The sequence below is a fragment of the Bacteroidetes bacterium SB0662_bin_6 genome (genome assembly GCA_009839485.1).
In the GTDB taxonomy this organism is placed as follows: Bacteria; Bacteroidota; Rhodothermia; order Rhodothermales; family VXPQ01; genus VXPQ01.
Genome location: VXPQ01000032.1, coordinates 229,247 through 251,489 on the forward strand (window position 1 = coordinate 229,247; position 22,243 = coordinate 251,489).

Consider the following 22,243-nt stretch of genomic DNA (forward strand, 5'->3'; position numbering starts at 1 on the left):
CGGCCCGACCAGGACGCACCCCCCGGCGCATACATAGAGAAAACCAGCCCCATGGAAGAAAAACGACCGCTCATAGCGCTGCGCGACATCACCCGGATTTACTACATGGGCGAACATGAAGTGCATGCCCTTGCCGGCATATCGCTGGATGTATTCGAGAACGAATACATAGCGATCATGGGCGCTTCCGGGTCAGGAAAATCCACGTTGATGAATATCGTAGGATGTCTGGATTCGCCGACGGGCGGCGCCTACTACCTCAATGGGCAGCGCGTCAGTGAGATGAGCGATAACGAACTGGCCAATGTGCGCAATCGCGAAATCGGGTTCGTGTTCCAGACATTCAACCTGCTTGCGCGGGCCGATTGCATGCACAACGTGGAATTGCCGCTGGTATACAGTGGTATCCGGCGCCGGGAGCGGCGCCAGATGGCGGAGTATGCGCTGGAAAGCGTTGGGTTGGCCGACCGCGTGGACCACAAACCGAATGAACTGTCGGGGGGGCAGCGGCAGCGTGTAGCCGTGGCGAGAGCCCTGGTCAACAAACCCTCGATCATTCTGGCCGACGAGCCGACAGGTAACCTTGACACGAAAACGGGCAAGGAAATCATGTACCTGTTCGAGCAACTCTACCGGCAGGGGAATACGTTGCTCGTCGTGACGCACGAAAACGACGTGGCGCAACATGCGCGCCGGATTGTTCGTCTGGTCGATGGAGAAGTGGATAGCGACGTACAGGTGGACAACCCCCTACTGGCTTCCGTTGCCGTTGCCGATCTGGCGGCCGCCTGACCTGCTATTTCTTTCGCCACGATCAGGAAAAAATGTGTTTCCGCTGCCGGACAGGCAGCCCTGTGTGCGGCGTTCCAGACCGACTTTTCCCGTTACCTTTTCCTGCAAACTGTCGGGGCGAACGCATCTCGCCAGGCTTCGGACAGTCCCGGCGAATCGACTTACGAAGCGCCGCGTCGTCGAGGCCCGAACGTACAGCGGTACTCTTCCTCCACACGCTTGAAGCGTATCGGCAAATCGGTCGGGAGCGTCAATACGGCCTGGAACGGCACCGTCAGGGCAGCGGCCGTCAGACAATCTTCTGCGGGAATTTCCACGAGGTACTCGGCGACAATTTCCGAATCCATCCGGTCAAGAGACAGGAACGTGACACCGTAGCCGCTCGTGATTTGCGGCAGGGCTATGAGAAGCACCATCGCCTGGGAAAAATCCACGGACAGGAAAGGCTCCACGGGGCGAAGCGAATCCTGCCAGACTGCCCAGGTTTCCTGATCCCGGATCACGATTTCCAGGGTGTCTACGAGGGACCCGTACTGGCCATAGCCGATGGCCGCAAAATGCAACGGCTCCGGAATCGGCTCTTCCACCGAAACCGATTCCGTACTGCAACCACCGAGCAGAAAGCCCGGAAGCAGGAAGAGCAGAAACGCAGAAATACGAATGCGCCTTGCAGCGCACGGCGACGTCATTATTCGTAGCGAAGCGAATCAATGGGATTCAGCCGGGCCGCCTTGAGAGCCGGGTAGCCGCCGAACACGAGGGCCACGCAGGCTACGATGGCTACGGTCACGCCGGCCCAGACCCAGGGAATCGTGGCGGAGATGTTAAAATACAGCGCCGTGCCGTTACCAGCCAGCACGCCGAGAAGAAAACCGGCGCCTCCCCCGATCTGGCACAGGAAAATGGCCTCCAGAATGAATTGCCGCATAATGTCTCTCCTGCGGGCGCCGAGCGCTTTGCGGATACCGATCTCACGCGTTCGTTCCGTAACCGAAACGAGCATGATATTCATGATGCCGATGCCGGCAGCAAGAAGAGAAATAAGCCCGATGGCGGCGCCGGCCTGGGTGAGCACCGTGGTAAACTGATCGAAAATGGCCCGCATGGAGTCGTTCGTTTCGACGACGAAATCGTTGTCTTCGCCGGGGGGCACTTTGCGAATGGTTCGCAGACGACCGATCACCTCTTCCATGCCGGCGGTGATGAACTGCGGGCCCGGCGTGCGCACACTGGTCGAGGCGATATTACGATGGGCGCCGCCGTATCGGAGAAAGAGCGTCTGCATCGGCGCGAACACCCGATTATCCATGTTGAACCCCAGGAAATTGCCCTTGGGCTCCAGCACGCCGATCACCTGATAGCGCGCGCCGCCGAATTCGACCACCTTGGCAAGAGGATTTTCGCTTGCGAACAATTCTTCGGCCACACTCGCCCCGAGAATCACCACCTTCCTGCCGTACTGGATATCTTCGGGCGTAAAGTTGCGCCCGTATTCGATCGTGTAGCTGAAGTTGCCTACAAAATTCTCGTCGGTGCCCAGAATGGCTACATTGGGTTCCGTTTCGCGGGCGGCGTAACGGACGGCGTCCATGTCGAAATCCTCGATAGAACTGACCACCAGATATTCATCCAGCGACCGCTTGAGCCGGTCGATCTGTTCCATCGTAATTCTCGGGCGATACCGGAAGTCCCGCTCGCTGACCGTAAAGCTTTCGTAACGGGAGATCGTGAAGGTGGATGTCCCGAGGAAAGACATCTTTTCCTCGAAATACACGTCGATCACTTTCACCGCCGTAATCGATACAATGATGGCGAATACGCCGATCACCATGCCGAGCAAGGTCAGCATGGTGCGCATCTTGTTGGTGCGCAAGGAGGTCCAGGCAGAGGCTATGATGTCCCGCAGTTCCATGAGCAGGGCGTGGATCGTTCGGATTATTCGTAGCGGAGCGATTCGATGGGGTCCGATTTGGCGCCCGCCCAAGCCGGTGCCAATCCGAAAATGAGTCCTACGAGCGTACAGATCACGAAAGCGAGAAAGATCGTTCCAAGCGGCAGCAGGGTCGGCAACGACAGGGCAAGACTGATAATCTGGGCGCACAGGGTGGCGAATGCAACGCCGATAAGCCCTCCTACAAGACAGATGGCGACCGCCTCGATCAGGAACTGGATCAGGATCGTGCGGCGGCGCGCGCCGACCGCCTTGCGGAGCCCGATTTCCTTCGTACGCTCCTTGACCGAGACGAACATGATATTCATCACGCCGATGCCGCCCACAAGGAGCGCCAGCGCCGTGAGGAAAATGCCGACGCCGTAAATCATGCGCTTGACCGGGGCCAACTGGGCGCGCAGTTCTTCCTGTTCGTTGATCTCGAAATTGTCGTCTTCGCCGGCGTCGACGGAGCGCGCCACGCGAACGATGCCGGTCAATTCATCCTTGGCCTGATCCAGATCGGCTTCCGGGGCAAGCCTCGCCTGCACCGAAATGTCCCTGTAGCGCAAGCCGAAGGCATTGGCAAACGCCTGCAAGGGAATGCGCGCCTGCTGGTCTACGGATTGCGGCCCTTCGGCGCCCTGGCCTTTTTTCTCCATCACGCCGATCACCTGAAACTGGTGTCCTGCAATACGGATGGGTTTGCCGATCGGATTCTCCACGGGAAACAATGTTTCCGCTACATTGGCGCCAATAACGGCCACACGACGCGCCGTCCGGTTGTCCATTTCCGAATAGAACCGACCCGAAGCAAGTTCCACGACATGTACGCGCTCATACTCGCCCGTGGACCCCTGAATCGACACGGGAGCGATGGAATTCCCGCCGTAGGTGACCGGTCTGGACGTGGACACGACCGGGGCGGCGGCGGTAATGAGCCGGGCGCGCTCCGAAATGACCTCCGCAAGTTCCGGCTTGATCTGCGGACGATTCATGTATTCCCACCATTTGGTGTTCGGACCGCCTGTCCATGGCCATTTTTCGATATACACCACATCCGTTCCCAATTCGGAAAGGGTGTTCTCGAAAAACTGCTCGATGCCGTTGATGACGGTGACCATCGAGGTCACCGAGGTGATCCCGATCACAATGCCGACCATCGTCAGGGCCGACCGCATTTTGTGCGAAGCGATGGCGCGTAAAGCAGTCCGGAGCGCTTCGAGAAGCTCGTACAGCAGGAAATTCAGTTTTTTGACCACGGGAACGATGCAGGGTCAGACGTGGAAAAACGGCGGGCTGCCAAACTGCCCAAACGGACGATGTGCATATAGACACCCGAAACGTATACGTGATTGGGAGTAAAAAGATACGTCCCCGGCGTTATTACAACTTCGGGCGCGCCATCCTGTACGGCACGGCTGTCCGTAATGTTTTAATTTGCGTTCTTCGCCCCCCATTTTTTGCCAAATATTTTGGGTGCCACTCATGAACAATTCGATGAACAGACGAAATTTCATCAGGACATCGGCGCTGGGAAGCGCAGCCCTTGGCCTGGCGCCGGCAACGATTCGTGCGTTTGCATCCGGCGCGCCCAGCGATGCGATCCGGGTCGCCGTAATGGGCGTGAACAGCCGGGGCGGCGGCCTTGCAAACTCCTTCGCCCAGCAGCACAATACCAGCATCCGATACATTTGCGACGTAGACGCCCGCGCGACCAGAAAAGTATCGAGAGATGTGGAAAGAATGCAGGACGAAATGGTGGAGGGCATGCCTGATTTCCGGCGCGCCCTGGAAGATCCGGACGTGGATGTGCTCGTCATTGCCGCGCCCGATCATTGGCATGCCCCCGCCACGATCCTCGCTTTGCAGGCCGGCAAGCATGTATACGTCGAGAAGCCGTGCGGGCACAACCCGCGGGAAGGGGAACTACTCGTCGCCGCGCAGGAGCGATACGGCGGGCTCGTGCAGATGGGGACACAGCAGCGCTCTGGCCCGGCAACCATCGAGGCGATTCAAATAATCCATGATGGCGGGATAGGGCGACCGTACTTTGCGCGCGCCTGGTACGCCAATACGCGGGGGTCCATCGGGCGCGGCAAGGTTGCGTCGATTCCCCGCTGGCTGGATTACGAATTGTGGCAGGGCCCGGCGCCGCGTACGCCGTACCGCGACAATGTGGTGCATTACAACTGGCACTGGTTCTGGCACTGGGGCACCGGCGAGGTATGCAACAACGGCACACATGAAATCGACGTGGCCCGGTGGGCGCTGGGCGTGGATTTTCCCGTTCGCGTCAATTCGAGCGGCGGGCGGTACCACTTCGACGACGACTGGGAGTTTTACGATACGCAGGACGTGTCGTACGATTTCGAGGAGGGGAAAACGATCACCTGGGAAGGCAGAAGCTGCAACGGCTTTCCTGTGCTCGACCGGGGACGGGGCACGTTGGTGCACGGCACCGAAGGAACGATATTGATGGACAGGAACGGGTACGTGATCTACGACGAAGAAAATGCCGTCGTGAAGGAGGTCAAGGAAAAAGAGATGGAGTCCACCATGGACACGACCGGCGGCGGAGGTCAGACAGACCGGCACATAGCCAACTTTCTCGAAGCCATTCGCGAGGGGCGTCCGCTGCATACCCCCATCGACGAAGGACACAAGAGCGTCCTGCTGTGTCACCTTGCGAACATTGCGCAGAAAGTCGGCCAAACGCTGCACTGCGATCCGGGCAACGGGCATATTACCGGCAATCCCGAGGCCATGGAACTCTGGGCGCGGGACTACGAACCCGGTTGGGAACCCACGGTCTGAGCGTAAGGATGACAGCTCGGCCGCGCATACGGGCATAGCCCTGCGGGCCGTGCCGTGCGCTATGGCTTCACGGTAATTGTGGCCATGGTTTCGGGGCTTTCGGCGTAACCGTAGCGGATCGCTTTGGCCCGGATCGTGGTGGTCGTTCCCGGTTCGAGGCGAATCGGACGGGCATAGAGCTTCCAGTGCACTTCCTCGCCCTCGTCGGTGGTCCAGGCAATGGACGCACCGTCCGTGCCGGCCTCCATGATAATCTCGACCGGGCCCTCCTGCTCCGCCTCCAACTCCCTGTCGGTATCGTTTCGTCTCAGGATGAGCGGCGTGGCCGTAACGGGCTGCTCCTCGCCCATCCACATCTGCCGGACCATCTGATCTTCGGACAGATGCCCTTTCTCGTCGATGTCGAGCATCCAGTCATCCAGTTCGTTGCGCATCCGGTGCAATACATCGCGAAGCGCAGGATCGTCTGCCAGATTGTTGACCTCATGCGGGTCGGCCTGCACATCGTAGAGCTCCTCCGGAGGACGGCTATCGCGTAGCCACAGTTGTTGCACGTCGTCGAGTTCGCTGGCGATATTCAGGCGGAATATCTCCTGAATGATGGACGAGCGATTGCGGTACGGAACGAATTGTACGTACGGCTTTTCCGGATGAAAATTGCGAATGTACTTGTATTGCTTGTCGCGGGCGGCCCGGACCATGTCGTAGACCATGTCGATGCGGTCCCGGGCGGCGTAGATATATTCGCGCGGCGGGGCCTCCGCATCTCCGAGAAAAGCCATGCCATCCATGTGTGCGGGAATGGGCACGCCGGCGAGAGACAACACGGTGGGTCCCAGATCGACCAGACTGACAAGCCGTTCACTGGCCGAACCGGGCTCCTGCTGCCCGGGCATCCGCACGATGAGCGGGACATGTATGCCGGAATCGTAGAGCCAGCGCTTGGCGCGGGGCAGGCCGTCGCCGTGATCGCCCCAGAAAAAGACCACCGTATTGTCGGCAAGACCATCCTCTTCCAGTTGGCGCAGAATTTCGCCGGCCTGCGCATCGAGGCGGGCGATGTTGTCATACTGTTTGGCCAACTGCCGCCGCACTTCCGGCGTGTCCGGATAATAGGGAGGCAATTCGAGCGTATTCGGATCCGTGGTCGTTTCCTCGTCCGGAGTCACCCAGCTTTGACTCTCATGGGTAATCCCGAAATTGAACACGGAAAAGAACGGCTGGCCTTCCTTCCGAAGCGGGCTGCGCCAGTGCGCCCCCCGCTTGTGCTCGTCCCAGATCGTGACGGGGTTGCCGATCTGGTAGTCGGTTTTGACATCGTTCGTCGTGAAGTACCCGGCGGCCCGGAGATATTCCGTGAAGGCCTTCACGTACGGAGGAGGCGTGGCATGATACGGCGTGGGAATGCCCGGCGCATCGTGCGTCGTGCGCATATGATGCCCTCCCCAACCGTTCTGGTGCATGCCCGTGATGATAGCCGCCCGGCTCGGCGCACACACGCCGGCGGTAGTGAAGGCCTGCAGGTAACGGATCCCCTCGGAAGCAAGACGGTCGAGATGGGGCGTGTTCGCCGCGGCGTCGCCGTAGGCGCCGAACCGTAAACTGACGTCTTCGGCGGAAATCCAGACGATGTTGGGCCGGTCCTGCGCAACGGCAGACGGCACGGCAAGCAAGGGCAAACAAAGAAACGCAACGGCGAACGGTATTCTCATAGCAACGTTCTGATGGTTGAAAAGCATTTGCAATAACGCAATGGAGATGGAATATAGACAAAGATAGCGGATGCCGGAACGGTTCATGATCTGCTGCGCCTGCCGCCTTTGTGCGGCGTGGATTTTCGGGGCATGTTTTTCCGGCGCATGTCCTTAGGATTCGTTTTCTTTTAAGGATACCCTACGGAAGCCGCGATGGGTACCGCATGCGGCGTCCGGACTGGACAGGGACGGTATTTCGACAAACTCCCATGGACGACCGGATCACGATTCGCGGCGCACGCGCCCACAATCTTCAGAATATCGACATCGATATTCCGAGGGAGCAACTTGTGGTCATAACCGGCCTGTCCGGTTCAGGCAAATCGAGCCTCGCCTTCGACACGATCTATGCCGAAGGACGGCGCCGCTACATGGAAAGCCTGAGCGCCTATGCCCGGCAATTTCTGGGCATGATGGAACGGCCCGATGTCGATTTCATCGACGGCCTCTCTCCCGTGATCGCCATCGATCAGAGAACGGTCAGCCGCAATCCCCGGTCGACGGTGGGTACGGTCACGGAGATATACGATTTCATCCGTCTGCTTTTTGCACGGGCCGGTACGCCGTATTCGTACATCTCCGGCGCACCGATGCGAAAGCAGTCCGATGACGAAATCATCGACGAGATTGCGTCCTTCCCCGAAGGAACCCGCATGATGCTGCTGGCGCCTGTCGTGCGGGCCCGCAAGGGGCACTACCGGGAGCTCTTCGAACAGATGAGAAAGCAGGGCTTCCAGCGCGTACGCATCGACGGGGAAACGCAGGAAATCGAACCGGGCATGAGAGTAGACCGGTACAAAACGCACGATATCGAGGTCGTGGTGGACCGCATCGTGATCAAGGAGGGTATTCGCTCCCGGGTCGCCCGGTCGGCGGAGACCGCGCTGGGCATGGGCGGCGGAACGCTGATCGTGCAGGCGATGAACGGGCCGAGAACAGGCGATCATCTGATGAGCCGTCACCTCTTCAGTCCGGAAGACGGGCTCTACTACGAGGACGCCTCGCCGAACATGTTTTCCTTCAACACGCCCTATGGAGCGTGCCCCGAATGCAACGGGCTCGGCAATCGACGGGAAATCGATCCGAAGCTGGTTATTCCGGATCCGTCCCGCACCATTGCCGAAGGCGGACTCGCCCCGCTGGGCAAACCGCGCGACATCTGGATATTCAACCAGTTGCGGGCGGTGGCTTCCGCCCGGGATTTCGGGTTCGACACACCTGTCGGGGACCTGACGGAAACGCAGCGGCAAACCCTGCTCCTGGGCGCGGAAGAGGAGAAATTCGACATCGTGTATACCTACAAGGACAGGGAAGTATGCTACCGGCACCGCTTTGACGGCATCTACGGATACATCCGGCACACATACGACAACACCTCGTCGAACACCCAACGCAAATGGGCCGAATCGTTCATGCGGCAGATGGCGTGCGGCGACTGCGCGGGCGGCCGGTTGAAGAAAGAAAGCCTGTCGTACCGGATCGGAACCTGCAACATCGCCGATCTGGTCCGGATGGATCTGGTCGGGCTGCGCACGTTTTTCGACGAGGTATCGTTCTCCGACCGCCAGCAAATCATTGCCCGCCCGATCGTCAAGGAAATCAGGGAACGCCTCGATTTTCTGATCTCCGTCGGAGTGGGGTATCTCAGTCTGGATCGCGCGGCGCGCACGCTGTCCGGCGGGGAAAGCCAGCGCATTCGTCTGGCGACCCAGATTGGTACGCGCCTGACCGGCGTGTTGTACGTACTGGATGAGCCATCCATCGGCCTGCATCCGAGCGACCATGCCAGACTGATCGACTCCCTGCGGCAATTGCGCGATCTCGGCAATTCGGTGCTCGTCGTCGAACACGACAGGGAGATGATCGAGTCTGCCGATTTCGTGGTGGACCTCGGGCCCGGCGCCGGAGAGCACGGCGGCCATGTCATGGGGGCTACGACCCCCGATGCGTTACCGGTCGAAATCAATGGGCATACAAGCCTTACGGCGGCATACCTGCAGGGGGTGCGGCGCATCCATGTACCGAAACACCGCCGCAACGGCTCGGAAAAGCGTCTCGCACTCAAGGGCGCTACCGGCCACAACCTCAAAGGCGACCCCTTCGCATTTCCGCTGGGCGCCTTCGTATGCGTTACGGGCGTCTCAGGGTCCGGTAAGTCCAGTCTGGTCAACCAGACGCTGTATCCCCTGTTGGCCCAACGGCTTCACGGCGCCAGAACGACGCCGCTGCCTTTCGAATCCCTGGAAGGGACAGAGCACATTGACAAGGTCATCGATATCGATCAGAGCCCGATCGGAAGAACTCCCCGATCGAATCCCGCCACCTATACGAACCTGTTCACCTCGATCCGGGATTTGTTCGCCCAGCTTCCGGAATCGAAAATCCGCGGATACGGAAAAGGCAGATTTTCCTTCAATACGAAAGGGGGACGGTGCGAGACATGCAAGGGAGCCGGCATCGTCAAGCTGGAGATGAATTTCCTGCCCGACGTGTATGTGGAATGTGACACGTGCAAGGGCCGCCGCTACAACACGGAGACGCTGGAAGTACGCTACAAGGGAAAGAACATTGCGGACGCGCTGGATATGACGGTGTCCGAGGCGCTGGCGTTCTTCGAACACATCCCGCGCATAGAACGGAAACTTCGTACGCTCGATTCGGTGGGGCTGGGATATATCCGGCTCGGACAACCCTCCACGACATTATCCGGCGGCGAGGCGCAGCGGGTCAAACTGGCCCGGGAGCTTTCGAGACCGGGCACCGGACGTACCCTGTACATTCTCGACGAACCGACGACGGGGCTTCATTTCGAAGACATCCGGCATCTGCTGATGGTGCTCGATGCGCTGGTGCGAAAAGGCAATACCGTGCTGATCATCGAACACAATATGGATGTGGTCAAAGTGGCGGACTGGATCGTGGACATGGGGCCGGTCGGCGGGACGCAAGGCGGGCATATTCTGTTTTCGGGCGCCCCGGAAGATCTCGCCCGGACACATACCGCTACCGCAGGATATCTGCGGGAGGAGTTGAAACGATTCGACGGAACGCTCGAGGAAGAAAATGACCGGAGCCTTGACCTGGACGCCCTGACTTCCGACGAAGGGGGAGAAGAAGAACTTGCCTTTCCCCTCCCTTCTCCTGCCTGAAAAAAGAACCCCTTATCCGTACCGATGCCGGAACCGCCTTTCATACCTGCCTATCGTAAACCGGACACTGAAGGCATCTGGATGCAGTTCGACAATACGGTCGCCATCCGCCACATCGTGCGTGCGGAAGACAGCTTCGAGCAGGCGGCGGCAGCCGTTTTCGACTACCTGAAAAAAGCGCAGGGGGATTTCCCCGACTGGCCGCGCGTGTTCTACCTCGATGTAGAAGGACACACCGGAGAGTACGCCGGATTCGACGCGGATTTTTACGAGTTCCAGCAGGAATTCTTCTTTTCGACGATGGCGCCGTTCCTGACCGGGTTTCATATGCCGCTTACCGGGCCCCTCGTCAATCCGGAAGCACAACGAAACGACTTGCCGGACGAACTGGTCGTGAAAATACCCGGCGCCTCCTGACAGGACAGGCGGCAAAGATGGCTCAGGTGTCCCCGGACCGCACGGCCACGTTTCTTAGAAGATCGGAGAGCCCGGTTCTGTCTTTCTTTCCGTTCCCGTTCCGGCCGCGCACATCCAGCACCTGAATGCAGATCGCACCCAGGACGATAAACAGTCCGGACAGGATCTCCAGCGCGGACGGTTGCGTCCGGATGGTTGCCCAGGCAAGCCAGAGTGCGGCAAGGGGGACAAGGTTTCCGTAGAGCACCACCCGGGTCGGTCCCAGTTTTTTCAGGGCGCGCACCTTGGCCCACTGACCGATACCGACCCCGACAGCGCCCCCGAAAATAATGGCTATCCAGGTCCAAGCGCCGAGTTGCAACCAGGTTTCGCCTACGAGGGCAGGCAGCGCGATGACAAGGTAGACCATGCCCCCAATGGCTGTGCGGGCCGTTACCATGGCCGTGGCGCCATAGCGAGCCGCCAGGGGCTTGATGAAATGCAGTTCGGCGACCGCCATGAGCAGCGCCAGCACGAGGAGCAGATCGCCGAACCAATATCCCTTGTCAGAGCGAAAACCGTCGAAGGCCAGCGCGAACGTACCGAGCGCAGCCAGCACAATGCCGACGTATCCGAGGCGTCCGATGCGTTCCGTGCCCAGCACATATCCCAGCGCGCAACTGAGCACCGGGCCCAGCGCCAGCCACAAGGAAGCCCGGGCGCCGTGGGTAAGTCCAAGTCCTTCGATACCCAGCCAGGGAGCAAGCGTGGCGCCCAGAACGGCAACGACAAGCAAACGCGGCCAATCTTTTTTATGCACCCGGGGGAAAAGGCGGGCGCCTCTTTCCGCTCCCCCGGCTCCAAAAAAGAGCTGAAAGTACAGCATGGTGATCATGGCGGCGCCCCCGAGAAGAAATCGGGAAACGGAAAACCCGATAGGGGACATCTCGCGAAGGGCTACTTCGGCGAGCACGAAATTGCCTCCCCAAAGGATGACGAAAATCAGCAACAGGACATGGTGGGGCCAGGCGGCCTCCCCATTTCCGTCGAGGTCAGGTTGCTTGTGTTCGTCCGGGTTCATTCGGGAAGTGCTGCTTCACGGATCGCTCCGCAAAAATAGGCAAACGACCGGACATTTAGGGCCTGTCGGGATATGCTATGCAGCCCGAGACGCGCGTTCGACGATTCTGACAGCTTCGTCGAATTGCACGCCAACGATACGGGAAACGCCGGGTTCTTGCATGGTGACGCCGTACAGTCGATCCGCCGCCTCCATCGTTAACTTGTTGTGTGTAACGAGAACGAATTGCGTGTGTTCTGCAAACCGCCGGATCATGCGCATGAAACGCTGAACGTTCTTATCGTCGAGGGGAGCATCCACCTCATCGAGGATACAGAAGGGACTCGGCTTGACAAGGTAAATGCCAAACAGGAGTGCGATCGCTGTAAGCGCCTTCTCGCCTCCGGAAAGCAGCGAGGTGGTTGACGACGTTTTACCCCCGGGACGGGCCCGGATGCGGATGGGCGTTTCGAGCGGATGCGCCGGGTCTTCCAGCACCAGATCGGCAACCGCCTCTTCCCCGAACAGATCCTGAAACGTTTGCCGGAAATGGTGGCGGATCCCTTCGAACGTTTTCAGAAACCTCTCCGATGCGGTCGCATTGATCTCGTCGATCGTTTCGAGCAGCGTCTTTTCGGCTTCTTCGAGATCCTGCTGTTGCTGCGTCAGGAATTCGAGCCGTTTCTTTTCCTCTTCCCAGGTTTCAAGCGCAAGTTCGTTGACGCTTCCCATGGCCTGGATGCGGAGACGCAATGCGCTCACTTCCTCCCGGGCAGCCTCTTCCTCAAAGCCTTCCGGCGCCAGGATAGACGCCTCTGCCACTGCTTCCGGCAGCGACACCGCAAAATCTACAAAAACCTGATCGACCAGCGCCTCCGTGCGGGTGCGGATTTCGGTAAGCCGCAGTTCACGCTGGTGCTCCTGATGTATCAACTGCTCGCGGCGATCCCGTAATCCCTGCAATGCACCTTCGAGGGTACCCATATCCTTCCGGATAGCCTGCAGATCGCCTTCCGAACGGTTCACCGCCTCCTGCAGTACGGCTTTCTGTTCTTCCATGCCGGGCCACTCGGTCGCCAGTTCTTCCAATCGACTGCCGGCCTGTTGCAGTTTCCGATCCAGTTCATCGATGCGGAGGGCGCGTGCTTTCGTACGGTCATGCAGTTCCTGAAGACGCCCGCGCGCGCGATCGAGGTCTCGCCGCAAGTTCTCGTACCGGTTGCGCGCCTTGAGCGCATCAAGACTCGCGTCGTTATATACCCCTGCCGCCACGCGGCTTTCGGTTTCCGCAGCCTGGAATGCCGTTTCCGCTTCGACAAGCCGCGATTGGACTCCGTTCAGATTTCCGGCAGCTTGTGCAAGATCCTCGCTGAGGCGCTTGCTCTCGCGGCCTGTCTCTTCGAGAAATGCCTGCGCCTCTTCGAATTTGTTCGTAAGTGCTTCCTGCCGGTGTTCGGCCGCTTCCAGATTAAACACGGCCTGCGTAGCTTCCCGCTCCGCCTTTGCAAGATCCCGCTCGGCTTCGGCCAGGCGTTCGCGGCATGCTTCGCAGGAAATGGCGGCCATTTCAGTACGGTGCTTATCGATGGTTCCTTCTGCGGCCTCGATATCGCTTCGAATGGCCCGCAAACGGCGGCGCGTGGTTTCCAGTTGTTCCCGGCGCTCAAGACGTCCCGACGCCAACGTGTCGCCTTCCTCCTTGCTGCCCGCGTGCAGAACCCCTTGCGCATCCACCCATTCGCCGGTGCGTGCAAAGACTCGCACACCACGGGCAGCCCGGGAAGCGAGTCGTTCCGCCTCATCGAGCGTGTCGACGACGTACGCATCGTGCAGCAGCAACCGAACAAGCCGGGCGTACTTGCCGGAATCGCCTTTCCGGTCAGCAATGCGTACGCATTCCTCCAGCGATGCAGCCTGCTCGGGACGGGGACTTTCCGACGCCATCGTATCCGGTATCCGGTCCAGCACAATGAATGTGGCTCGGCCCTGGCCGTTGCGGCGCAATTGTTCGATCGCCGCCCGGGCTTCGTGGTCGGAATCCACGACAATGCATCCGGCGAAAGGACCCAGCGCAGCGGCAAGGGCCACGCGATCCGCATCCTTGCATGCAAACAGGTCGGCCACCGTGTTCAGGTCTCCGCCCGACCATTCCGAGGTGGCCAGGTACTGTACGGCCCCCGAGCAATCCTCGTAGGACGTAAGCATGCTTTCCAGCAATCTGGCCGATGCCTCAAGCGCTTCCCGCTCACGTTCGAGTCGGTGCAACCGGTCGAGGGCTTCGTCAAGACATTCCCGGATATGCGCCTCCTCCCTTGCCGCCTGTTCAAAAGCAATCCGGGTCTGGTCGACAGCAGCCGCTGCCCGCGACCTCAACGTTTCCGTATCGGCTGCAAGCGCACGCAGCTCGGCAAGCGAGGCCTCCGCCTCGCACCTTTCCGTTTCCGCATTCGCCATATTCTTCTGCACCAGATCCCGCTGGCCGACTATCTTGTCGAGTTGGCGGCGTTGCGAGGCATGTTCTTCCTCGTGCGCACGTTCCTCTGCACGAAGCTGCAGCAATGCCTGTTGTTTTTCCTCGCTGGCGGCTCGGCGCGTGTCGCGCCCGCGCTCCGCAGCAGTGAGCCGTTTCTCCGCCTCGTGCAGGGCGGGCTCGGCTTCCTTCAACGCTTTTTCCACCTCTGCAATTTCCTGCGTCATGTCCACGCGGCGCATTGCAGCGGTTTCCTGCTCTTCCTGCATGCGTTGCCGTTCGTCGTGCGCGGACTCCAACCGCCCTTCCGCAAGACGTCGCTCCGTTTCCAGCTCGCGTCGCTTGTCGATGTATCCATACAGGTCGGCGCGTTCCGCATCAAGGCGCTTCTCGCAGGCAAGGAGCTTTTCACGGAGCGCGTTCAGCGCATCCGCCTGATCGGTTTCCTGTTTGGTTGCATGCGTGGTTTGCTCGTTCAGACCCGTCGTTTCATTACTGAGCTTGCTCTGTTCCTCGGCCAGGCGCGCATATTCGATGCCGGCGAGCGCCAGTTCAAGCTCACGGAGGCGGTTCCGGGCCTTCTTGTAGCGCTCCGCTTGCCCCGCCTGCCGCTTGAGGCTCCGAACCTGTTTGGCTATTTCGTCCGTAAGGTCCCGAATGCGCTCGAGGTCTTTCCGGGTCGCGTCCAGTCTTCCGAGCGTTTGCCGCCGCCGCACCTTGTATTTCGTGATGCCAGCGGCTTCCTCGAACAAACGCCGGCGGTCATCGGTGTTTTCGGACAGAATCTCATCGATCATCTTCAGCTCGATGACCGAATACGCACCGGCGCCCATACCGGTGTCCATGAAAAGATCCATAATGTCCCGAAGACGACACGTTACGCCGTTCATGGCATACTCGGAATCGCCGGATCGGTAGAGGCGGCGCCCCAGTTGCACCTCATCGTACCGGGCAGGAAGGATATCCCGGTTGTTTTCGATCGTCAGAAGCACTTCGGACATGCCCAGCGGCTTGCGCTTCGACGCCCCGTTGAAAATTACATTCTCCATCTTGTCGGAACGGAGAATGCGGGTTCGCTGCTCGCCAATCACCCAACGCACGGCGTCCACAATATTCGACTTGCCACATCCGTTAGGACCTACGATGGCCGTAATCCCCGCATCGAAATGCAACACGGTACGATCCGCAAAGCTTTTGAAGCCATGCAATTCGAGTTTGCTCAGATACATATCAGCAGCGCAATCTGCAAAGACGGATCAGGAAAAAAGAACCCGGACAGGGACGCCCATACAGTCCGCGTCATGTCACGAGCACATCCATCGAACAATAAAACGGTTCTAAAACCGTTTTGCAAGTGCTATAGGCCTTTTACGCACGATTGTGCAAAAATAAGCCGCTCCACCTGAAAAAAAGAAAATGTCCGGAATAAATCATCGTATAATCCGTTATTGCACAATGTATATCTCACAGTGTACACCATGCACGATCCGGGCCGTTATCTCCGGAACGATATGCGGCCGGACACAACGGGTATCGCTGAAGAAAGGGTGGACGCAACGTAACCTGCACAACCATCCTGCCGTAGGAAATGTATGTGGCAGGGAATTTGCTTGAAATGAAGCTGTGCACGTAACCCGCCGGCGAAACATGGGCGGCTGTGCACGAAAACACACCCTTCGGTCCTACCTCCGCCGATGGTGTGTGCCACGGAGGAGGGCCTTGCATACGGACTGGAGCCCCGACATGCCTGGCCCTCCTTTCTTTTTAGCGCATCAGAGTGTCCAGGGCTCGCGCATGGGTCGCCCGAGCATCTCGTTGGCCGAGGCGTCGTCGAGCACCACTTCCCGGTCCGGATCCCATCTCAGATCACGGCCCAACAGCATGGAGATATTGCCGAGGTGGGCCACGGTAATCGAGCGGTGCGCCTCCTCGATCGGCGCCACCGGTTCGGTGCCGGTGATCACGCTGTCGATGAAGTCCTGGCGATGATTGTCGCTATGGTAAAGGCGGGTATCCTGATCGCTCAGTATGGTGCTCCAGATGGCCGGATCGGACACCTCGTGGCCCCCGCGAGACACGAATATCCAGCCGTCGTCTCCTTCGAAACGAACGCCTCTCTGCTCGTCGCTGGTGACGACCATGGTCACCCCATTGGCGTATTCGGCCTCGAAGTAAAAGTCGGTGGCGGTATTCCACAAATCATTCTCCGGGAAGGTCCCCCTGGCATTGCGGATGGCTATCGGGCCGGTCCGGGCCGTTCCCATGCCCCATTGCGCGATGTCGGGATGATGCCCGCCCCAGTCCGTCACCTGCCCGCCGGAGTAATCAAAGATCCAGCGGAAATTCACATGGCATCGGGCAGGGCTGTATTCCGCTTCCGGAGCGGGGCCAAGCCACAAGTCATAATTGAAGCCTTCGGGCACCGGCTCGGGCTCTTTCCGATCACCGGTTTGGCCGAAGTCCGGCTGCCCCGGCGGGAGGCCGCATCGTACCGTGCGCAATGTGCCGATCCGCCCGTTCAGCACGAGCTCGCAGGCATGACGAAAACGCTCGCTGGAGCGCTGCTGGCTACCGGTCTGGAACACCACCCCTGCTTCCTTGACGGCATCGCTCATGGCCCGCCCTTCCTTGACGGTAAGCGAGAGCGGTTTCTCCCCGTAAATGTGCTTGCCGGCGCGGGCGGCGGCGATAACCGGAATGGCGTGCCAGTGATCCGGCGTGGAAATCACCACCGCATCGATATCGTCACGGGCCAGCAATTCGCGAAAATCTTCATACCCTTCACAGGGGGAGTATTTCCCGGAGCGTATCTGCTTGCTGTGGGAAAAATTCACCAACTGCTGTGCGGGTTCCCTGCCCGCGTAGCCGCCGTTCCAGTACCCGTAGCTCGCCCGGTTCACGTCGCAGACGCCCGCAATCTGCACCTGGTCATTCTCAAGGAATTGTCTCAAATGCCCGGTCCCCATATTGCCCGTACCGATGAATCCGAGCGTAATGCGATCACTGGGAGCCGGCCGGCCGGCACGTCCGAGGGCGGACGCCGGAACAATGCTGGGCAGAGCAAGCCCTCCGGCGAGGAGCGCGCCGGTCTTCAAAAAGTCGCGTCGATTTCTGCTGATCATTGCTTTTCGGAATCTGTGGGCAGGGGCATTCTAATCAGGAAGGTAATATATACGAATTTTTTATGCAGCAAAAGAAAAGCGGATATCGTGCATTCGTACACAGGCGATAGCACACGTCAGGCATCCGTAACGCCCTGCATGTGTCAGGCATCCGTGCCGCCGGACAGGGCAGTGAGCGCTTCCCCCGTCACACGCATGGTCGTCCATTCGCTCATCAATACGGCGCCGTGCCGCTCATAAAACCGGATGGCGTTTTCGTTCCAGTCCAGGACGGACCATTCAAGGCGTCCGCATCCCCGGGCGACCGCCAGATCGGCCACCTGCGTGAGAAACGCCGTGCCAAAGCCGCGTCCGCGCCAAGTAGGATCCACGTAGATATCTTCCAGATAAATGCCGGGCTTCGCCAGAAAGGTGGAATAATTGTGAAAGAAAAGCGCAAAGCCTACTGGGGTACCCTCGAATTCACCGATAAGCACTTCGGCATACGGACGGAGTCCGAACAAGGTGTCCTGGAGCGCTTCTTCCGTGGCCAGGCATTCGTGCTCAAGCCGCTCGAATCTGGCCAGCCCCAGGATGAAGGCATGGATGAGCGGCACATCGTCCTGACTGGCGGACCGGATGGTAAAACCCGGAAGGGATCTCCGGGGAATAGTTTCATGCATGGCAGTATGAGGCTATGCCAACCCTGTTTGGTCGCAACGCAACCGGCAATTTAAAGAACCCTGTTCGGCCGCAGAGCAGCTGACAATCTAAAAAACTTCTTCAGCCGTAGCATGGCCGACGGTTTCGAAGATCAATCCCGCCGTGTCCGGGGCCGCGTCAATGCGTATGTGATCTCCGTCTGCAACGCGCCCGGCCAGAATTTCTTCCGCGAGTTTATTCGAAATTTCCTGTTGCAGTACGCGCTTCAGCGGACGCGCGCCGAACGTCGGATCGTAGCCCTGCTCGGCCAGCCGATCCCGCGCAGCGTCGGACAGCGTGAGTGAAAGGTTCTGGTTCTGCCGGGCGAGCGCCTCGATCCGGGCATACTGTATATCCACGATGCGGCGTATCTGTTCTGGACCAAGAGGACGGAACAGAACGATTTCGTCGATCCGGTTAAGGAATTCCGGTCTGAGCCGTTGCCTGAGCAGGTTTCTCATGTCCTCCTTCATGGTCGCAAGCACCGTATCATCGAACATCTCGGTAGTTGCAATGCGTTCCTGTATGATCTCGGAACCCATATTGCTCGTCATGATGACGATCGCATTACGGAAATCGGCTACGCGGCCCTTGTTATCGGTCAGACGCCCGTCATCGAGCACCTGCAGCAATACATTGAACACTTCGGGATGCGCCTTCTCGATTTCATCGAGCAGGATCACGGAATACGGCCGGCGGCGCACCGCTTCGGTAAGCTGTCCCCCCTCTTCATACCCGACGTACCCCGGAGGGGCGCCCACCAGACGGCTGACCGTGTGTCGTTCCTGGTATTCGCTCATGTCGATGCGGACCATGGCGTGCTCGTCGTTGAACAGGAACTCGGCGAGGGCTTTCGCAAGTTCGGTCTTGCCCGTACCGGTGGAACCCAGGAAAATAAAACTCCCGATCGGACGCGACGCCTCCTGTAATCCGGTTCGTCCCCGGCGCACCGCGTCCGAAACGACCCGAAGCGCTTCGGGCTGTCCGACCACGCGGCCTTCCAGCATTTCCTCGAGCCGCAACAGTTTATCCCGTTCGCCGGCGAGCATTTTCGCCACCGGAATCCCGGTCCACCGCGACACGATCTCTGCGATGTCTTCCGGATCGATTTCCTCTTTCAGCAGCGCGCCCCGCTCCTGGATTTCGTCGAGTTCAGCCTGTGCTTCCCGGATTTTCTGTTCGGCCTGCGGAATCTGTCCGTAACGAATTTCCGCCACGCGGCCGTACTCGCCGCTGCGCTCGAGGTTTTCCGCCTGGATACGAAGCCGATCCATATCCTCCCGGGTATCCCGAATCGTCCGGATAACGTTCTTTTCCTGTTCCCAGCGCGCCCGGAGTTCGTTGCGGTCTTTCTCGAGCCTGGCGATCTGTTCGTCAATTCGCTCGGGTTTGCCTTGCGCGCCGTCCCGCTTGACGGCTTCCCGTTCGATTTCCAGTTGTCGGATCTGCCGTTCCATCTGATCCAGGTCCTCCGGCATGGAATCGATCTCTATCCGAAGCCGGGCCGCCGATTCGTCAATCAGATCAATAGCCTTGTCGGGCAGAAAACGATCGGAGATGTACCGGTGGCTAAGTTCGGCCGCCGCTACGATGGCGGCATCCTGGATCCTGACGCCGTGATGCACCTCGTAGCGATCCTTGATGCCGCGCAGGATGGAAATGGTATCGGCTACGGTCGGCTCCGCAACCAGCACCATCTGGAAGCGGCGTTCCAGCGCCTTGTCCTTTTCGAAGTGTTTGCGGTACTCGTCCAGAGTAGTTGCCCCAATGGCGCGCAACTCGCCGCGGGCGAGCGCGGGCTTCAGAATGTTCGCGGCATCCATGGCGCCTTCCGCAGCCCCTGCGCCCACCAGCGTATGAATTTCGTCGACGAACAGAATGACCTGTCCATCCGATTCGGTGACTTCCTTGACGACGGCTTTCAGCCGGTCCTCGAATTCGCCGCGGTACTTGGCCCCCGCGATCAGCGTGCCCATATCGAGCGCAACCAACCGCTTGTCCTTGAGCCCTTCCGGCACATCGCCCTGTACGATGCGAATGGCCAGTCCTTCCGCAATCGCCGTTTTCCCGACCCCGGGTTCCCCGACCAGCACAGGATTGTTCTTGGTCCGGCGGGAAAGAATCTGCAGGACGCGCCGAATTTCCTCGTCACGCCCGATCACGGGGTCGATACCGCCCTTCCTTGCCAGCTCGATGAGATCGCGGGCAAAGCGCTCGAGGGCCTGATGCCCATTGCTTTCCTGTTGGGGATTCATTCGAATATCTGGTTTTCACCGACAAATGCATGTTTCGATGCGCACTGTACCCTGTAGCCGGAATGGGTACTCCTTGAGTATGGACCACCCGCGCATCGTGGTGAAGTCAGTCCCTACGAAAAGCGTACCGGAAGCCCACAGTATGACAGTTTGGCAGAATGCGAAGGGGAACGGGTCGTGTCTTCATGTTCGCCGGACGTTTGATTGGAGATGTGTACAGAGCGAGCGTCAGGAACGGCCGCATACGGCATCTCGTACCAGATAGCAAAGATCGCGAACCGGTGATGGGCATCGTCGAAACGTTTCGGAGGGCAACATCGCGACGCCCGGCCTGTCAGGCCCGAACGACAAATTTTCCGAATAATTTCAGACAGCCCGGAAGCGAACAAGCCATGAAAAACGTACCGGCGGAAGAAGATGCCTGGTGGCGTCATTTCCAGGAACTTCTGGATGACCAGATTGATTTTCCCGACGAGTATCTGTTCAAGTTCATTGTGCCTGCCCACAGTCTGGACGCGCTCAAGAACATCTTCGGGCGGCACCCGGTTACGGTACGGGCTTCGTCCAAAGGACGGTATCTCAGCGTGACGGCGAAAATGGAAATGCATTCCAGCGATGAGATCGTCGCCCTGTATCAGGCGGCCGCAAAAGTGGATCAGGTAATGATGCTCTGATCCGTGCAGGGTCTGCGCAGCCCGAACATTCTTCATATACGCTATGCAACTGACGTTCAGATGGTATGGCCCGGGCGATCCGGTATCCCCGGCGTACATCCGGCAAATTCCCCGCATGACGGGTATTGTAAGCTCACTGCAGGATTGCGCGCCGGGCGAGGCATGGCCGCGGGAAAACGTGCGGGCGCTGCGCGAGACCATCGAGGCGGCGGGGCTGCGTTTCTCGGTGGTAGAGTCGATCAACATACACGAAAACATCAAACTGGGCCGGCCGGATCGGGATGAATTGATCGCCCGGTACGGGCAAAGCGTGGAAGCGGTAGCTGCGGAAGGCGTGCCGGTCATCTGCTACAATTTCATGCCGGTTTTCGACTGGCTGCGCACGGATCTGGCGATGCCGCAACCGGATGGATCGACCGCGCTCCGGTTCGATCAGAAGGACATGGAAGCCATCGATTTTTCCGCGGGAACGCAGGATCTCCCGGGGTGGCATGCCGCCTATACGGGCGAAGAAGTCACCGCGTTGCGCGCCGCGTACGCCGAATGCTCGGAAGAGGAGCTTTGGGATAATCTGGCGTACTTCCTGGAGCGCATCGTGCCTGTAGCCGAGCGGGCCGGTGTGCGCCTTGCCATTCACCCCGACGATCCGCCCTGGTCCGTGGCGGGATTTCCGCGGATTATCACGAGCGGCGACGCACTGAAACGGGTTACGCAACTGGTAGACAGCGAAGCGAACGGCGTGACGTTGTGCACCGGTTCGCTGGGCGCAAATCCTGCCGAAGCCGCCCGGCTGCCGGAAACGATTCGTTCGCTGGCGGGGCGCATTCATTTTGTGCATGCACGCAACGTCACTCATCTCGGAGATCGGTCTTTCCAGGAAAGCGTACATCCCGATGGCGATGTCGATATGGCGGCCGTGATGGAGGCCCTGCTGGAAATCGGATTCGACGGCCCGGCCCGACCGGATCACGGGCGCATGATCTGGGGAGAGGAAGGATTGGCAGGGTACGGTTTGTATGATCGCGCGCTGGGAGCTGCGTACATGGCCGGGCTGTGGGACGCTACGGTGCGCAGAGCAGCCTGACGAACGCCGGGAAACGCGCTCTGAGCGGGGTTTGCAGGCCGGCTGCTCCACGGCAGGCG

General features: G+C 59.4%; 15 protein-coding genes. 6 read left to right on the forward strand and 9 right to left on the reverse strand.

What is annotated here, in order from left to right:
* The first annotated feature begins 51 nt into the window (after positions 1-51).
* Entirely contained in the window at positions 52-792 is a 741-nt protein-coding gene (locus F4Y00_05835; GenBank protein MYE04474.1) for an ABC transporter ATP-binding protein, read from the forward strand.
* A 161-nt stretch (positions 793-953) separates the two neighbouring features.
* On the opposite strand, the gene F4Y00_05840 is transcribed toward F4Y00_05835, so the two are convergent.
* From F4Y00_05840 to F4Y00_05850, 3 genes are read right to left on the reverse strand one after another with little or no spacing between them, the layout of a single operon-like run.
* Complete coding sequence (locus F4Y00_05840; GenBank protein MYE04475.1) at positions 954-1,481, reverse strand: hypothetical protein; 528 nt, start codon at positions 1,479-1,481, stop codon at positions 954-956.
* Positions 1,481-2,704: an FtsX-like permease family protein gene (locus F4Y00_05845; GenBank protein MYE04476.1), complete on the reverse strand. Its 1,224-nt coding sequence runs from the start codon at positions 2,702-2,704 to the stop codon at positions 1,481-1,483. The genes F4Y00_05840 and F4Y00_05845 overlap by 1 nt, the downstream gene beginning before the upstream one ends.
* Positions 2,705-2,727: 23 nt before the next feature.
* Positions 2,728-3,972: an FtsX-like permease family protein gene (locus F4Y00_05850; protein MYE04477.1), complete on the reverse strand. Its 1,245-nt coding sequence runs from the start codon at positions 3,970-3,972 to the stop codon at positions 2,728-2,730.
* A gap of 238 nt (positions 3,973-4,210) precedes the next feature.
* Between F4Y00_05850 and F4Y00_05855 the strand changes: the two genes are divergently transcribed.
* On the forward strand, positions 4,211-5,539 hold the full coding sequence (locus tag F4Y00_05855; protein MYE04478.1) for a Gfo/Idh/MocA family oxidoreductase: 1,329 nt from the start codon (positions 4,211-4,213) through the stop codon (positions 5,537-5,539).
* Positions 5,540-5,598: 59 nt separating this feature from the next.
* On the opposite strand, the gene F4Y00_05860 is transcribed toward F4Y00_05855, so the two are convergent.
* Positions 5,599-7,251, reverse strand: coding sequence for a sulfatase-like hydrolase/transferase (locus F4Y00_05860; protein ID MYE04479.1), 1,653 nt, complete (start codon positions 7,249-7,251; stop codon positions 5,599-5,601).
* Positions 7,252-7,502: 251 nt separating this feature from the next.
* Between F4Y00_05860 and uvrA the strand changes: the two genes are divergently transcribed.
* Both uvrA and F4Y00_05870 read left to right on the forward strand, forming a co-directional pair.
* A complete protein-coding gene (gene uvrA / locus F4Y00_05865; GenBank protein MYE04480.1) occupies positions 7,503-10,442 on the forward strand; it encodes an excinuclease ABC subunit UvrA in 2,940 nt (979 codons plus the stop codon).
* 24 nt (positions 10,443-10,466) lie between these two features.
* Positions 10,467-10,859, forward strand: a complete 393-nt coding sequence (locus tag F4Y00_05870; protein MYE04481.1) for a hypothetical protein — start codon at positions 10,467-10,469, stop codon at positions 10,857-10,859.
* A 22-nt stretch (positions 10,860-10,881) separates the two neighbouring features.
* Here the strand turns inward: F4Y00_05870 and F4Y00_05875 are convergent, their stop codons facing one another.
* The 5 genes from F4Y00_05875 to F4Y00_05895 all read right to left on the reverse strand — a co-directional run bounded on the left by F4Y00_05875 (position 10,882) and on the right by F4Y00_05895 (position 20,426).
* Positions 10,882-11,919 carry a DMT family transporter gene (locus tag F4Y00_05875; protein ID MYE04482.1) on the reverse strand — a complete coding sequence of 346 codons (1,038 nt, stop codon included), beginning with the start codon at positions 11,917-11,919 and terminating at the stop codon, positions 10,882-10,884.
* 75 nt (positions 11,920-11,994) lie between these two features.
* The gene (gene smc / locus F4Y00_05880; GenBank protein ID MYE04483.1) at positions 11,995-15,597 is read right to left on the reverse strand and encodes a chromosome segregation protein SMC; all 3,603 of its coding nucleotides are present in this window, start codon (positions 15,595-15,597) and stop codon (positions 11,995-11,997) included.
* 543 nt (positions 15,598-16,140) lie between these two features.
* Positions 16,141-17,490: a Gfo/Idh/MocA family oxidoreductase gene (locus F4Y00_05885; protein ID MYE04484.1), complete on the reverse strand. Its 1,350-nt coding sequence runs from the start codon at positions 17,488-17,490 to the stop codon at positions 16,141-16,143.
* Between the two features lie 143 nt (positions 17,491-17,633).
* Positions 17,634-18,152 carry a GNAT family N-acetyltransferase gene (locus F4Y00_05890; protein MYE04485.1) on the reverse strand — a complete coding sequence of 173 codons (519 nt, stop codon included), beginning with the start codon at positions 18,150-18,152 and terminating at the stop codon, positions 17,634-17,636.
* Positions 18,153-18,239: 87 nt separating this feature from the next.
* Entirely contained in the window at positions 18,240-20,426 is a 2,187-nt protein-coding gene (locus tag F4Y00_05895) for an AAA domain-containing protein (GenBank protein ID MYE04486.1), read from the reverse strand.
* Positions 20,427-20,818: 392 nt separating this feature from the next.
* On the opposite strand from F4Y00_05895, the gene F4Y00_05900 reads away from it, so the two are divergent.
* A complete protein-coding gene (locus tag F4Y00_05900; GenBank protein ID MYE04487.1) occupies positions 20,819-21,100 on the forward strand; it encodes a DUF493 domain-containing protein in 282 nt (93 codons plus the stop codon).
* Between the two features lie 43 nt (positions 21,101-21,143).
* A complete protein-coding gene (locus F4Y00_05905) occupies positions 21,144-22,184 on the forward strand; it encodes a mannonate dehydratase (protein ID MYE04488.1) in 1,041 nt (346 codons plus the stop codon).
* The last annotated feature ends 59 nt before the right edge of the window (positions 22,185-22,243 follow it).